This window comes from Chryseobacterium sp. G0201 (assembly GCF_003815655.1).
Classification (GTDB): domain Bacteria; phylum Bacteroidota; class Bacteroidia; order Flavobacteriales; family Weeksellaceae; genus Chryseobacterium.
Window position 1 is genome coordinate 981,338 of the sequence record NZ_CP033917.1, and the last position, 14,366, is coordinate 995,703.

The window sequence follows — 14,366 nt, forward strand, 5'->3', positions numbered from 1 at the left end:
TAAAAGAAATTCGCAGCACAGATGTTGGACTATTTAAGTTTTAAAAATCAATTAAAAAATCTTATTGAATCACCTGAAAATCATTCCTATTTATTGGCAGTGAGTGGCGGTGCCGATTCTATGGTCTTAGCCTCTCTTTTCCATGATTCTGGGCACAAATTTCATGTAGCGCACATCAACTATAAACTTCGTGGAGAAGATTCTGATCTGGATCAAAAAGTGGTTCAGGATTTTTGTGACAAAAATAACGTTCCATTTCACTTGTATGAAGTTTCTGAGAAAGATCAAAAGCCTGAAAATTCTATTCAGCTTTGGGCGAGAGAACTTCGATATAATTTCTTTAAACAAATCCAACAGCAAGAAAAGCTTCAATTTCTGATTACAGCCCATCATTTGAATGACCAACTGGAAACTTTTATCATTAATCTATCAAAAGCCGCCGGAATTAATGGTTTGAGTGGAATTCCTGCTAATGACAACAATATTATTCGTCCGCTTCTGCAATTTTCAAAAGAAGAAATTTATGAATTTGCGAAAGAAAATAGTATTAAATTCCGTGAAGATCTTTCCAATAAAAAAAGTGATTATTTAAGAAATAAAATCCGAAACGAAATTGTTCCCAAGCTTTTAGAAACGAACGAACATTTCCTTGAAAACTTCAAAAAAAGTTCTTCATATTTAAATCAAACCAAAGATTTTGTCCAGAATCAAATCAAAGAAATAGAAAATCGGCTTTCAACATTTAACAAAGACCATAAAATCTTATCCAAAGAAAAGCTGGATCGGGAAAGTGATTTTGTAAAGTTTGAGATCTTAAAAAAATATGGCTTCAATCAGGAAGAGGAAATTTCTAAAATTTTCAAAGCTGAAAACGGAAGCTCTTTTTTTTCAAAGGATTATCAATTGATGATTAGTCGAAATGAATTAATTCTTTCACCAATCAAAACATCTGATATTCTGAATGAAGAGCCTGAAGAAATTATTTTAGAAATTAAAGATCAAGAAATAATACTTCCAGAAAATATCGAATTTAAAACTTCAAATACTGAATCACTAGAATGGCATTTTGACTTTGAAAAAGTTAATCTTCCTTTAAAGCTAAGAAAAAAGAAAGAAGGTGATAACTTTTACCCGCTCGGAATGACAGGAAAAAAGAAGGTCTCTAAATTTCTGAGAGACGAAAAATTATCTTTTTTTGAAAAAGAAAATGCGTGGTTATTGTGCGATGCGAACGATCAAATTTTAGGAATACTTCCCTACAGACAAGACCGCAGATTGTGTACCGGCAAGCACACTCAAAAAACGCTGAAAATAAAATGGACAGAAAAACAACAAATACTCTAGTAATAGATGATTTCAAAAAGAACAGCAATGTAGCTTTCGCCATTTTATATCAACAATACTTTACCTACACTAAAAAATTTGTACTTAATAATAAGGGAAACCTGGAAGATGCTGAGGATATTTTTCAAGATGCATTGCTTATTTTGTACGAGAAATTATATGCTGACAACTTCAAGGTATACACTTGTCTTGGCATTTATGTTTCAGGAATCTCAAAAAATTTATGGTTAAAAAAACTAAGGAATAAAGAATTTTTAATAGAAATTCCAGAAAATTATTACAAAAAAAATCAGGCCGAAATTAATTTAGCTATTGAAAACGAAAGAGATTATTGGCATAAACTTAATGATTATATCAATTCTATTTCTACCCACTGTAAAAATCTAATTCAGGATATTTTTATGAAAAATAAAAGTATTGAAGAAATCCAAAGCAAATATCAATATTCCAGCAAGCATAATGCACAAAATCAGAAGCATAAATGTGTAGAGCAAATTAGAAAAATCAAAAACAATGATAATTTTTAAGACTGAAATACAGTTAATTATAAAAATAATTCAAAAGAACGGGTGATTTTTTTTTGTTTTTGGAACTTACTATTAAATATCAATATTATGTTTAAAACAATTGTATTAAGTCTGTGCTTATTGATCGGAATTTCCGCTAATGCACAAAGTAAAATAGGAATCGACTTCCAAAAAATTGATTTGGAAGCTGCAAAAAAGATCGCGAAAAAAGAAAATAAACTCATTTTCATAGACATATACACAACTTGGTGTGGTCCGTGTAAACTGATGCAGAAAAATACATTTACCGATCCTAAAATCGGAGAGTTATTCAACAAAAACTTTGTAAATCTTGCGATAGATGCAGAAAAAGAAGGTGTTGCGCTGGCAAAAGAATTTAAAATTGTCAATTTCCCTTCGTTTTTATTTTTAGATGCAGATGGGAAGTTGGTACAATATGATTTTGGATATTATAATGCTGAGCAATTTTCAACAGTCGGAATGTCAGTTTTAGATAAAGTTTCATCTCAATCAACTCCAAAAACGCTGGATATGGTGAAAGGAAAAATGGTTGGAGATAAAATTGCTGATTTTTCGGCAAAAGATCATTTGGGGAAAACATTTTCTTCATCAAATGAAAAAGAAAAATTAATTTTAGTTTTCATCCGTGGACAATGGTGCCCTTACTGTAATAAATATATTGAGTCTCTTCAAAATTTAGCTCCGGAATTAAAAGCTAAAAATGCAAGACTGGTTATTATCTCTCCTGAAAGACCGGAATTTATAGAGAAAACGATTTCTAAAACAAAAACCGGATACACTGTTTTGTATGATGAAGGATATAAAATTGCCGAAGCTTTTGACGTTCTCTATACTCCCGATAGTAAAACTTTGGCTGCCTATACTTCAAAAGTAGACGGTTTTGCGACAAGCAGATCTGATAATTCAGGAAGGCTGCCTGTTTCTGCAACATTTATTTTGGACGAAAATAAAGTGATCTCTTGGAGACATTTTAATCCTGATTATAAAGAAAGGGCTTCTGCAGAAGATATTTTGAAACAGTTATAAAGATATTTTCAAATCGTATGATTGAACGTATTGAGAAAATCAATAGAAGTACTTTTATGCAAAATTTTGATTCAAAAGCATACGTATCTCTATTACTACTAAGGTAAAATATATCAACGAGCATCTTTTGTAAAATTAATTGGTAGGAAAAACGAGATTCCTGAGTTTTTTTAAGGAGTAAAAATTAGCTATTTTAGCGAAGTAAAAATTTTAATCTTACTTGGAGAAAAAAATAATCCTTTTTTGGTTAAAAACAGACAACATGCATGGGATGAGAAAACAAAAAACATTCTCAAAACTTTTAATAAAAGAAAAATGAAATTTAAAAACTGGTTTTTATTAATACTGCTGTTTTTAGCAACAGGAATTAATGCACAAATCAAAAATCCTGTAAAATTTAAACTTACGGTTAACGAATTAGGAAACAATCAATATGAAGCCGTGTTGAATGCAACAATGGAAAGTGGTTGGCATATTTATTCTAAGGATATTCCTGAAGACACGGGAATTCCGACAGAATATAAAGTTTCCGGAAAAAATATTGAACTGATCGGAAAATTTACCGAAACAGGTAAAAAGCATGAAGAATTTTCTGAAGCTTTCGGCGGAACAATTATTTTTTATTCCAACAGTGCTGGTTTTAAGCAGAAATTTAAATTAAAAGACGGAACAAAACCTGGTGATGTAGTTGCAGAAATTACCTATCAGACTTGCGACGACCGAGTTTGTCTGGCTCCGAATACGCTGGAATTTACTCAAAAAATAACACCAAAAGGCGTAACGGAAGAAGTTACGGCAACAACAACTGAGCCTGCAAAAGACTCTGTTAAAACAATAGAAACGGCAGTACAAAATCCTGTAAAAACAGAAACAGCATTGGTTCTAGGAGCTTCAAAATTAGACCCAAAACAATTAAAAATAAAATCAATTGATTTCCAAAAACCTTTGACAGATTGCGGAACAGCAGCCGTTAAAGACAGCGAAAATTATTGGACTTATTTGTTCTTAGGATTTATCGGAGGATTGATTGCATTGTTGACTCCGTGCGTTTTCCCGATGATTCCTTTAACGGTTTCGTTCTTTACAAAAGGGAATAAAAATAAGGCAAAAGGTAAAAGAGACGCATTGATCTACGGATTTTTCATTCTTCTGATCTTTGTTTTATTAAGTGTTCCTTTTCATTTAATTGACGGAATTGCAGGAAATGTTTTCAACGAAATTTCCACAAGCATTTGGCTGAATATCGTATTCTTCATCGTATTTATTTTCTTTGCAGGAAGTTTCTTCGGATATTATGACATCTCGTTACCAAGTTCAATCGCAAACAAATCTTCAAAAGCAGAAGAAGCTGGTGGAATCATCGGTATTTTCTTCATGGCTTTGACGTTGGTAATCGTTTCTTTCTCTTGTACAGGTCCTATTTTAGGAAGTTTATTGGGAGGGTCATTATCCGGTTCATCACATATTCCAACGTTATTAACTTTGGCTTTAACAGGGTTTGGTTTAGCTTGGGCGATTATTTTCGGATTGCTGGCATTATTCCCGCAAGCATTACAAAGTCTTCCAAAATCTGGAGGATGGATGAATACAGTGAAAGTTGTGTTAGGATTTATTGAATTGGCTTTAGCGTTGAAATTCTTATCAAAAGCAGATCTTGTTTCTAAAACTTTCTTATTAAAAAGAGAACTTTTCATCGTGATCTGGATCGTTATCGGAATTGGATTAACTTTATATCTATTCGGATTAATAAGATTCCCGCATGATGATAAAAAACCGAAAATTTCTATTACTAGAAAAGTTTTAGGAGTATTGGGAATTGGTTTTGTGGTTTATATGATTCAAGGATTAATCCCATCAGAACGTCCGAAATTGCAATTGTTAAGTGGAATTTTACCTCCATTGAACGTAAGTTATTTCCACGACGAAAAAGACGGAATTTTAGGAATGCATCCTGAACATGACTTCTTCAAAGCTGTTGAACTAGCTAAAAAAGAAGACAAGCCTGTATTAATTGACTTCACAGGTTACGGTTGTGAAAACTGTAGAAAAATGGAAGAATTCGTTTGGAGCGAACCGGATATTTTGCCGATCCTTCAAAACGACATTGTTCTGGCTTCATTATATGTTGACGACAAAGAAGAACTTCCTGAAGATCAAAAAACTAAAATTGATCTTGGTGAAGGACAGGTGAAAAAAGTAAAGACTATTGGTGACAGATGGAGCTTGTTTCAACAAGTGAATTTTAATAATAATTCTCAACCACACTACGTCTTGATCACTCCGGACGGAAAAGTTATCAATTCTCCGGTTTCAGGTTATATGCCGAAAGAAGATTTCAAAAAATTCTTGGAATGCGGTGTTAATTATTACAAGAAGAGTAAATAAAAAATTTCAAAATATTATTTAAAACTCATACTGAAAAGTGTGAGTTTTTTTGTTTTACACAATCAAACACAATTACTTAAAATATCCTAAAACCTTATGAAATTAAAAACTCATGATGTTTTTTAATGTTAAATAATAATTGATTTTAGAAAATTTATAACATTTTGCAATTTTAGGTATAAACTTTGTATAGATTTTCTCAAATAAAGAACAATTATTCACTCTTTATTAAAAACTGTTTAACATTAAAAAATATTAATTATGGCTGAAGTAGTTGCACAAGAAAAACAAGGCGGCAAGCAAAAGAAAAAATTAATCAGAGTTGACATGACTCCAATGGTAGATCTAGGATTTTTATTAATTACCTTTTTCATGTTTACCACTAATTTTACAAAACCTAATGTGATGGATCTTGGATTGCCTGCGAAAGATCCGAATCCAAATCCAATTAACACTCCTGTGGTTGACGTGAAAAATCAAGTAACTTTTATTCTTGGTAAGGATAATAGAGTATTTTACCATCAACAAGATAAAGAAGATTTAAATACAAGCAATTTAAAAGAAACAGACTTCAGCGGAGTAAAGATTTCCAAAATTATTTCTGAAGCTTACAAAAACGCTCCAAAACCTGAAAATTTCACAGTAATTGTAAAACCTACAGATGAAGCGAATTACAAAAACTTCGTAGATATCTTAGATAATATCGCAATTTCTAAAAAAGAACGATACGGAATTACAGACATTAAACCTTGGGAAAAGAAAGTTTACGAGGATTTAACAAAATAAAACGAAAGGGCATTTTTAAAATGCTCTTTTTTATTTAATTTTGAGACTATAATTTTAAATATTGATGAAAAATCTAATAACCGCAATTACTATCACAACTTTAGTTGTTTCATGTTCAAAAAAAGACACACAATCGACACCAAATCAATCAGACAGCACGAAAATCGTTGATTCTATTAATGCAGCCCGAACAAAAATTAACGACAGCATTAAAGCCAAAAACAGTGAAAATAATTTCAAAGATTTTAGCGGAGATCACAAATTCACTTATCAAAGTCAAAATTCCTCCACAAAAACAGGCTCTGTAAATTTCAAAAAAATGGGCAGAGATGATTATGATGTTGCCGGAAGTATAAAATCGGGCGAAAATTCTGTAATCATTAAAGGCTCAGCTATTGTTGTTTCTCCTAAACATATGAATTTCACAGGGGAAATCACTCAACGTATATCTTCAGACAACAACGGAAAACCTTACACCAGAAAAGGCACAAAAACATTCATGTCTAAAGACGGTGGAAAAACCTGGAGACTTCAGGATATGGTAAACGGTTCGGGATTTGTAGATTATATTGATATTCATTTTTAATATTTGAAATCATGCTACATTTTGAGAAAAAAGGAAACGGAAAAGAGACATTGGTATTACTTCATGGTTTCATGGAAAACAGTTCCATTTGGAGCGATATGGAACCTCATTTGTCTGAAAATTTTTCATTATTAAAAATAGATCTTCCAGGCCACGGAAAATCTGATATTCTCGCAGAAATCCACACCATGGAACTGATGGCAGATGAAGTAAAAAAAGTGTTGGATGCTCAAAAATTAGAAAAAGTCCACTTACTAGGACATTCTATGGGAGGCTATACTTCCTTAGCTTTTGCAGAGAAATATCCCGAAACACTGAAAAGTTTAACCTTATTTTTCTCAACATATTTCCCCGATGATGAAGAAAAGAAAGAACAGCGTATAAAAAGTTACAGAATCATAAAAGATGCTTTTGCGCATTATGTAAGAGCAGGAATTCCTAATTTATTTAATCCAAACGAAAGAGATATTTTGGAAGGAAAAATTGAAACCGCTTTGGAGACTGCACTTTCAACAAATAATCTGGGAGCTTTAGCCTGTGTAAAAGGCATGGTTGCGAGAACCGACAAAAAGCATGTCCTAGAAAACCTTGAAGCGAAAATTTTAGTTCTCGCAGGAAAACATGACAACGCCGTAAAAACAGAAAAAACCATTAAAAATCTTCCCGACAAAACTAATATTAAGTCTTATGTTCTTGATTGCGGACATAACGGACACTGGGAAAAACCAGCAATTTGTGCTGAAATCATCAACACTGAGCTTCTTCACAATATGCCGAAAAATTTAGTTTTCTAAAAATAATATATGAGAATTTTAATCTTTTCACTAGTATTTCTTTCACTGCTTAGTTGTAAAAAAGAAACTCCATTTTCAAAAAAATCACTTCAAAATGATTCTGTTGCGGTTGTAGAAAACGTTTCAAAAGACACTTTAAAAGTTGAAAAAAGTGAACCGGAAATCTTTAATTTCCAAACTGAATTATGCGAAAATAAAGGTTATTTTGATGGAAGCAAATACACAAGAGAAGAACTTGAAGGAACGTACAAACTTTACTTTCAGCTAGGTTCAGTAATGTTGAGTACACCGCAGGTTTTCAGGCTTGAAGCACTGCAACAAGTAAGAAATAACAAGACTCAGATTCTCGAAAAATTAGATAAAGATTTCGCTGAAAAGAAAAATTTAATTGAAAATTTAAAGATTGTTAACATACCTTACTGGCAGAATATAAAGAAACAAACCTACGAATCTCTTCTCAAGGAATATGAAATGAGAAAAACAGAAGTTATTGCATTTTCTGATCCTTCCATTTTATTAAACAAAAAACATTCTAAAAACTGCGATCGTTTTGTAAAAGCTTTAAATTCCAACGAAACCGAAATGGTGGAAGAATGGCGAAAACTACGCGAAGAAATGAGCAAAAGAAACAGCGATCCACAAAGAATTATGAACGAGTTTGAAAGTCGCCTGAATTCTGTTGATAAAAAAGATTATGCTGTTTTGGATCTGGTTGTTTTCGGTTGGGGAAATTGTGCTAATGATGAAATTTCAGGTCCATTTCATGATGAGAAAATGATTAAAGAATTCAACTCGCTTTTCATAAAAATAGACTCTGATTGCGATGAGCCTTAATATTTTTTTATTAAAAATTAATGTATCTTAGTACAGATTAATATTCTCAATGGGGCTATTCTCTTTCAAAAAAAAGAAACCAATCATCGGCTTGACACTTTCAGGCGGAGGAATGCGCGGAATTGCCCACATTGCGGTTTTAAAAGCGTTGGAAGAATATAACCTAAAGCCAGATATCATTTCAGGGACGAGCGCCGGATCTATCGTAGCAGCTTTCTATTCTTTCGGAAAATCTCCGGACGAAATGATGGAAATTGTGAAACAAACCACATTTTTTTCGAGATCTTATTTAAGACTTTCAAAAAACGGAATTTTTAGTTCAAATTTTATTTTAAAACTTTTAAAAGATCATTTCCCTGAAGACGATTTTAAAATCCTGAAAATCCCCGTCTATGTCGCAGCTACAGAAATGACCCATGGAATTGTCGATTTCTTTTCTGAAGGCGAACTTTTCTGGCCTCTTTTAGCCTCATCAAGCGTTCCTTTTGTACTTCCACCAGTAAAAGTGGGCGAAAAAATATATATTGACGGAGGCGTTCTTGATAACCTTCCTATCGAGCCTATAATTGATAAATGTGATTTTTTAATTGCATCTCACGTCAATTCTATAAGCTATGACGGATTGCAAAATATGAGCTTAATGAAAGAATTTGACCGAATTTTACATTTAGCCATCGCAAAATCTGTTTACTCCAAAGCAAAATCCTGTGATATTTTTCTGGACCCGCCAAAAATGACAAAGTTCAGTTTATTCAACAAGAAAAATCTTGATGTAATGTTTCAGGAAGTTTACGAATATACGTGTAAAGAATTGGAAGACAAAGGTTACAGTCGAGTTTCTTGAGTGAGAGAGTTTGAGCATGATAGTGTTTTAGCGTCATTGCGAAGAGCCACAGTGACGAAGCAATTTCTTTCGAAAAGATTCTTCAAACGACTTATTTCGTTCCGAATGATAGACACATTATAGTCAACCAATTTCGCCCAATTACAAATTTTCCTCCGCTATTTTAGCTTTAAAATTTTCAAGCGTATCTGCTAAAGATGCATTAGATTTTCCGCCAGCTGCATTAATGTGACCTCCTCCACTGAAATATTTTCTCGAGAACTGATTTACATCCACATCATCTTTGCTTCTGAAAGATATTTTAATGAAATCATCATACAAATCTTCCATAAAGAACGCAGACATTCTTACGCCAACAATACTCAATCCGTAATTCACAAAACCTTCGGTATCTCCTTTCTGGAAACCGTATTCCTGAAGTTCTTTTCTTGTTAAGTATAAAACAGCTACTTTACCGTCATTCACCACTTCAATTCTTCCTAAAATCAAAGCCAATAAATGAAGACGTGAAACCGTGTTGGTATCCCAAGTATTGGAAGTTATAATCGAAGGATCGGCTCCTTTTTCAATTAAATTGGCAATAATTCTATGTGTCGCCGCACTTGTAGAACGGAAACGGAAACCTCCTGTATCCGTCATAATTCCTGTGTAAAGACATTCTGCAATATCTTTATTCACCAAATGTTCATCATTCATTGCTTCAATAAAGTGATAAACCATTTGACACGTTGCAGGAATTATGGTATCAGAATAGACATAATCAAATTGTTCAGGCTGCTGATGGTGGTCAATAAGAATTTTTTTAGCTCTGGCTTTTACTAACCAGTCACCCAAAATGCCGATTCTTGCAGGCGAATTAAAATCAAGACAGAAAATAACATCAGCTTCATTAATAAGATCAAAAGCTACCTTTCTTTTGTATTCTGCAACAATGTTTTTTCTTGCCTCAGGCATCCATTTCAGAAACTTAGGAAAATCGTTAGGTACAACCACTTCCGCATTGATCCCTTTTGCGTGCAAATAATGCTTCAAGCCCAAGCTAGAACCAATAGCATCTCCATCCGGATTATAGTGTGTAAGAATAACTATTTTGTTTTCAGGAATAAGAAGTGTATTAATTTCTAAAAGTTCTATGGGTGTAAACATTTATTTTCTTTAAATTTGAGTCTTCAAAGATAGAGCTTTTAAATAAATCATTAGTCATTATTTTTAAACAGCGCGTAAGTCATTTATTCATGGGCGTGATAAAATTAATGATAAAAAAAGATTCAACTTTTTCTAAAAAAAGAGTGGTTAAGTTTGGAACTTATAAAAAAATCTATATCTTTGCAACCTGAAAAATTAATATTAATTACGACTTAAATATATAGTAATGAGTAAAAGAACATTCCAACCATCGGAGAGAAAAAAAAGAAACAAACACGGTTTCAGAGAAAGAATGTCAACGCCTAACGGGAGAAGAGTTTTGGCAGCAAGAAGAGCTAAAGGTAGAAAGAGTCTATCTGTAAGTTCTGCAAGAGCTAAGAGATAATATCTTAAATTACAATATACAAAAATGCTTGAGAAGAACTTTTTCAGGCATTTTTTGTTGTTAAAATTTACTAAAATTTAGTTTCTTTAGGTTTCTTTTTTCTATTTTTAAGATCTGAAAAAATATTTTAGAAATAGCCTCTTAAATTTGAATTATGCCACATACAAATATCTCCGGAGATAGCATCATAAGTTTACAACACGCGAAGATTGCTCAAAAAAACTTCACGGTTCTTTCTGATGTGAATCTTAACATCAAAAAAGGCCGATTCTGTTATCTTATCGGAAAAACCGGTTCCGGGAAAAGCTCATTATTAAAGACTCTTTACGGACACATCCCGTTAGCGTCAGGACATGGAGCTGTTGTTGGTTTTGATCTCGCAAAAATGAGAACTTCCGACATCCCAAACCTTAGAAGAAAATTAGGAATTGTTTTCCAGGATTTCCAATTGCTTTCTGACAGAACTGTTGAGAAAAATCTGAAATTCGTTCTTGAAGCTACCGGATGGAGCGATAAAATAAAAATGGAAGACCGTATCAACGAGGTTCTTGGAAGCGTAAATATGAAAAGTAAAAAGCACAAAATGCCTCACGAACTTTCTGGTGGAGAACAACAGCGTGTGGCGATTGCAAGAGCTTTATTAAACCATCCAGATCTTATCTTAGCCGATGAGCCAACGGGAAACCTTGACCCTGAAACTTCAAATGAAATTATGACATTACTGAAACAAGTTGCTCTAGAAAACGGAGCTGCGGTAGTAATGGCAACACATGATTATCATATGATTCAAAATTTTCCTGGAGAGGCGATCAGATGTGAAGATGGAAAAGTTTCTGTATTGGATACAGCAGAATTATTTGAATAAAATTAAAAGATTCAGAAAATTAAGAGATTTAGATATTAATAACTTTTAAAATCTAATTTCTAACTTCTTTAAAGACATGAAACTCTTTCGTGAGTTCAAGATATTGGTCCGAGTATTGTCTCGGACTTTTTTCTATAATAAATTCAGATTCTTCGAGTTGATTTTCAATTAAAGAAAACTCCAAGATCAATCTTTTTACTTTTGAATTTTCTATTCCTTTAATGTTGATTCTTCGCGTTAAAAATAATTGATTTTCTTTAGCAATTTCAATAAAATCACTTCCAACCTCGGCAGGAATAATTACAGAAAAAATTCCTTTTTCAGAAAGTAACTTAGATGATTTTGAGATTAATTGTTGAAAGTTTAATTCAACCGTTTGCCGGGCAATTTTATCTTTTTCAGATCCGGATTCTTCAAAATAAGGTGGATTAGAAACTATTAAATCAAATTTTTCTTCTGTTTCAAAATTTTTAAAATCATGAAGAATATTTTTTAACCTTGAATTAAATTTAGACTTCTCGAAATTACATTTTGTAAGATGTACAGCTTCTTCATTAATATCTAAACCTAAAAATTCAGCTTTTGGATTTCTTTGAGCTAACATTAAAGAAATCAAACCCGTTCCTGTTCCGACTTCTAGGACTTTAGACTTGTTATCAATATTCGCTAAAGCGCCTAACAAAACCCCGTCTGTTCCTACACGGAAGACATTTTTAGACTGATAAATTTCGAATTGTTTAAACGTAAAAGGCTTCACTATAAATTGGTTGGCAATGTGATTGTGAATGTTGAACCTTTTCCTACTTCAGATTTCACAGAGATTTCTCCTTTGTAATCTTCCACCATTTTTCTGACCATGGAGAGACCAAGTCCCATCCCACTATTTTTTGACGTGAAATTAGGCTCAAAAATCCTTTCATATATATTTTCAGGAATCCCAATACCATTATCTTGAATAGAAACCATCACCCTTCTCTGATGCTGTTCTACATCCACATTAATAATCAATTTTCTTTCATCACTTTCGGCTTGTTTAGCATTGGTAACAAGATTTGTAATGATTCTGGACAGATAAATCCTATCCATATTGATCATGATATTACTCTTATTGGAATGTATAAAAATACTGTCATCATTGAAAACGCGCAGAATATCTTCAACCTCGCTATTCAGATTGATTACCTCATTATTTTTCTCAGGAAGTTTCGCAAATTCTGAAAAAGCAGACGCAACTGTGGCAATCAAGTCGATCTGATCAACCATTGTTTTACTCATCTGCTTTACTCTTTCTCTAATATTTGGATCTTCGGGATCGAATTTCCTTTCAAAATTTTGAATGGTTAATTTCATTGGCGTTAAAGGGTTTTTCACCTCATGAGCAACCTGTTTCGCCATCTCCCGCCAAGCTTCTTCCGATGCTTTAAAACGTAATCTTTCTTTTTGATCCTGAATTTGGAGAATCATCCTATTGTAAGCCCTTGCAAGAGCATTTAGTTCGTCATTTTTGTAATATCTGATAGGATGCATTTCATTTTCAAACAATGTAATACGGGTGATCATATCAGAAAATTTAGTAATCGTTTTTGCTAAATTATTAGAAGTAACCCAACTCAGCCAAATGCTGAATAAGATAAGAAAAATATCAACCAATAAAATGTATTTAACATATTGGTGAAGAACATCAAGATACGCAGATTCATTGTGATACAAAGGAATGTATACAATACCAACAGGATCCAGAACATTATTTTTCAACACTAAATAAGACGAAGTAAAAACCGCATCTTTAGCCTGATCATATCCTCTGATATCCACTCTGGCATCGGTAGCCAGAATTTTATTGACAATATTTAGAGGAATTGTTTTTTGCTCAACCAAACTTTCATCTTTATTAGAAAGCAGGTAGTTGCCTTTTAAATCATAAATAACAATATCGTGTTGATTGATATCCGCAATTTCAAGAATTTTATTTCCTAAAACTTCGGTAAGATCTTTTGTTTCCACAAGAGATCTACTCACAGCATAATCCAAATATCCCATAACGGCATTAGTCTTATCCTGCATATCTATCCTACTCTGTTCCAGAGAATTACTTCTTAAAACAAAATACGGAACCAGAGAAGAAGCTGCAACACTTAAAAGACATACGAGCAAGAAACCGAAAAAGACCCGATTTCTTAAACTATACCCTTTGTATTTATTTATTGCCATTCTGTTTATTAATTAACCTAGCAATATACTTACCAATTATGTCAAATTCCAGATTAACTTTATCTCCGATTTTAAGATGCTGCATATTGGTAAACTCCCATGTATATGGAATAATTGCTACAGAGAATTGAGAATCTTCACTTTTTGCAACGGTTAAACTAATTCCGTTTACTGTAATTGAACCTTGAGGAACGGTTACAAAGTTCCCGTTAGATTCATATTTTACGGTAATAAAATAGCTTCCGTCTTTATTCTCAATTCCTACAACCTCTCCCGTGTGATCCACGTGACCCTGAACGATATGACCGTCTAATCTTCCGTCCATCTTCATGCAACGTTCAAGATTTACAACTGTACCTATATCCCATTTTCCAAGGTTGGTTTTTTCTAAAGTTTCATTGATTGCCGTAACGACATATTGGTCACCTTTGATCTCCACAACAGTTAAGCAACAACCGTTATGAGCAAGGCTTTGATCTATTTTTAATTCATTGGTAAAAGGGCATGTTAAAGTAAAATCAATGTTACTTCCTTTTTCCTCAATCTTTTCAATAACTCCAACTGCTTCAATAATTCCTGTGAACATATTATTTTTTGCTAAATTTGTAAAAT

Annotated in this window: 15 protein-coding genes; 11 read left to right on the forward strand and 4 right to left on the reverse strand. The window is 32.9% G+C overall.

The window, feature by feature from the left end:
- Nucleotides 1–21 precede the first annotated feature (21 nt).
- The 9 genes from tilS to EG348_RS04390 all read left to right on the forward strand — a co-directional run bounded on the left by tilS (nt 22) and on the right by EG348_RS04390 (nt 9,147).
- Nucleotides 22–1,344: a tRNA lysidine(34) synthetase TilS gene (tilS, locus tag EG348_RS04350; protein WP_123980985.1), complete on the forward strand. Its 1,323-nt coding sequence runs from the start codon at nt 22–24 to the stop codon at nt 1,342–1,344.
- Entirely contained in the window at nt 1,317–1,871 is a 555-nt protein-coding gene (locus tag EG348_RS04355; RefSeq protein ID WP_123980987.1) for an RNA polymerase sigma factor, read from the forward strand. Before tilS ends, EG348_RS04355 begins: the two co-directional genes overlap by 28 nt.
- A gap of 87 nt (nt 1,872–1,958) precedes the next feature.
- Nucleotides 1,959–2,918: a redoxin domain-containing protein gene (locus tag EG348_RS04360; protein ID WP_123980989.1), complete on the forward strand. Its 960-nt coding sequence runs from the start codon at nt 1,959–1,961 to the stop codon at nt 2,916–2,918.
- 315 nt (nt 2,919–3,233) lie between these two features.
- A complete protein-coding gene (locus tag EG348_RS04365) occupies nt 3,234–5,303 on the forward strand; it encodes a protein-disulfide reductase DsbD family protein (RefSeq protein ID WP_123980991.1) in 2,070 nt (689 codons plus the stop codon).
- Nucleotides 5,304–5,564: 261 nt separating this feature from the next.
- Nucleotides 5,565–6,089, forward strand: coding sequence for a biopolymer transporter ExbD (locus EG348_RS04370; protein ID WP_123980993.1), 525 nt, complete (start codon nt 5,565–5,567; stop codon nt 6,087–6,089).
- Nucleotides 6,090–6,153: 64 nt separating this feature from the next.
- Nucleotides 6,154–6,675 (forward strand): hypothetical protein, encoded by a 522-nt coding sequence (locus EG348_RS04375; RefSeq protein ID WP_123980995.1) that lies wholly within the window; start codon nt 6,154–6,156, stop codon nt 6,673–6,675.
- 11 nt (nt 6,676–6,686) lie between these two features.
- The gene (locus tag EG348_RS04380) at nt 6,687–7,469 is read left to right on the forward strand and encodes an alpha/beta fold hydrolase (protein WP_123980997.1); all 783 of its coding nucleotides are present in this window, start codon (nt 6,687–6,689) and stop codon (nt 7,467–7,469) included.
- 9 nt (nt 7,470–7,478) lie between these two features.
- Nucleotides 7,479–8,303, forward strand: coding sequence for a hypothetical protein (locus tag EG348_RS04385; RefSeq protein WP_123980999.1), 825 nt, complete (start codon nt 7,479–7,481; stop codon nt 8,301–8,303).
- Nucleotides 8,304–8,352: 49 nt separating this feature from the next.
- Nucleotides 8,353–9,147 (forward strand): patatin-like phospholipase family protein, encoded by a 795-nt coding sequence (locus EG348_RS04390; RefSeq protein ID WP_123981001.1) that lies wholly within the window; start codon nt 8,353–8,355, stop codon nt 9,145–9,147.
- Between the two features lie 141 nt (nt 9,148–9,288).
- On the opposite strand, the gene EG348_RS04395 is transcribed toward EG348_RS04390, so the two are convergent.
- Nucleotides 9,289–10,293, reverse strand: a complete 1,005-nt coding sequence (locus EG348_RS04395) for a DHH family phosphoesterase (protein ID WP_123981003.1) — start codon at nt 10,291–10,293, stop codon at nt 9,289–9,291.
- Nucleotides 10,294–10,519: 226 nt separating this feature from the next.
- On the opposite strand from EG348_RS04395, the gene rpmH reads away from it, so the two are divergent.
- A complete protein-coding gene (rpmH, locus tag EG348_RS04400; protein WP_054511485.1) occupies nt 10,520–10,678 on the forward strand; it encodes a 50S ribosomal protein L34 in 159 nt (52 codons plus the stop codon).
- Nucleotides 10,679–10,832: 154 nt separating this feature from the next.
- Nucleotides 10,833–11,543: a cell division ATP-binding protein FtsE gene (locus EG348_RS04405; RefSeq protein ID WP_123981005.1), complete on the forward strand. Its 711-nt coding sequence runs from the start codon at nt 10,833–10,835 to the stop codon at nt 11,541–11,543.
- Nucleotides 11,544–11,595: 52 nt separating this feature from the next.
- Here EG348_RS04405 and EG348_RS04410 read toward each other — a convergent pair whose 3' ends face one another.
- Genes EG348_RS04410 through EG348_RS04420 form a run of 3 tightly spaced genes read right to left on the reverse strand, consistent with a single transcriptional unit; the run spans nt 11,596 to nt 14,340 of the window.
- Complete coding sequence (locus tag EG348_RS04410; RefSeq protein ID WP_123981008.1) at nt 11,596–12,300, reverse strand: tRNA1(Val) (adenine(37)-N6)-methyltransferase; 705 nt, start codon at nt 12,298–12,300, stop codon at nt 11,596–11,598.
- Nucleotides 12,300–13,754, reverse strand: a complete 1,455-nt coding sequence (locus EG348_RS04415) for a sensor histidine kinase (protein ID WP_123981010.1) — start codon at nt 13,752–13,754, stop codon at nt 12,300–12,302. Before EG348_RS04415 ends, EG348_RS04410 begins: the two co-directional genes overlap by 1 nt.
- On the reverse strand, nt 13,741–14,340 hold the full coding sequence (locus EG348_RS04420; RefSeq protein WP_123981012.1) for a riboflavin synthase: 600 nt from the start codon (nt 14,338–14,340) through the stop codon (nt 13,741–13,743). Before EG348_RS04420 ends, EG348_RS04415 begins: the two co-directional genes overlap by 14 nt.
- Nucleotides 14,341–14,366: the final 26 nt, after the last annotated feature.

Bases quoted from the DNA above. Each gene is read 5' to 3' on its own strand.
- EG348_RS04355 (WP_123980987.1), top strand. From the start codon at position 1,317: ATGGACAGAAAAACAACAAATACTCTAGTAATAGATGATTTCAAAAAG.
- EG348_RS04405 (WP_123981005.1), top strand. From the start codon at position 10,833: ATGCCACATACAAATATCTCCGGAGATAGCATCATAAGTTTACAACAC.
- EG348_RS04360 (WP_123980989.1), top strand. From the start codon at position 1,959: ATGTTTAAAACAATTGTATTAAGTCTGTGCTTATTGATCGGAATTTCC.
- EG348_RS04395 (WP_123981003.1), bottom strand. From the start codon at position 10,293: ATGTTTACACCCATAGAACTTTTAGAAATTAATACACTTCTTATTCCT.
- EG348_RS04380 (WP_123980997.1), top strand. From the start codon at position 6,687: ATGCTACATTTTGAGAAAAAAGGAAACGGAAAAGAGACATTGGTATTA.
- EG348_RS04370 (WP_123980993.1), top strand. From the start codon at position 5,565: ATGGCTGAAGTAGTTGCACAAGAAAAACAAGGCGGCAAGCAAAAGAAA.
- EG348_RS04390 (WP_123981001.1), top strand. From the start codon at position 8,353: ATGGGGCTATTCTCTTTCAAAAAAAAGAAACCAATCATCGGCTTGACA.
- rpmH (WP_054511485.1), top strand. From the start codon at position 10,520: ATGAGTAAAAGAACATTCCAACCATCGGAGAGAAAAAAAAGAAACAAA.
- EG348_RS04375 (WP_123980995.1), top strand. From the start codon at position 6,154: ATGAAAAATCTAATAACCGCAATTACTATCACAACTTTAGTTGTTTCA.
- EG348_RS04420 (WP_123981012.1), bottom strand. From the start codon at position 14,340: ATGTTCACAGGAATTATTGAAGCAGTTGGAGTTATTGAAAAGATTGAG.
- tilS (WP_123980985.1), top strand. From the start codon at position 22: ATGTTGGACTATTTAAGTTTTAAAAATCAATTAAAAAATCTTATTGAA.
- EG348_RS04385 (WP_123980999.1), top strand. From the start codon at position 7,479: ATGAGAATTTTAATCTTTTCACTAGTATTTCTTTCACTGCTTAGTTGT.
- EG348_RS04365 (WP_123980991.1), top strand. From the start codon at position 3,234: ATGAAATTTAAAAACTGGTTTTTATTAATACTGCTGTTTTTAGCAACA.
- EG348_RS04415 (WP_123981010.1), bottom strand. From the start codon at position 13,754: ATGGCAATAAATAAATACAAAGGGTATAGTTTAAGAAATCGGGTCTTT.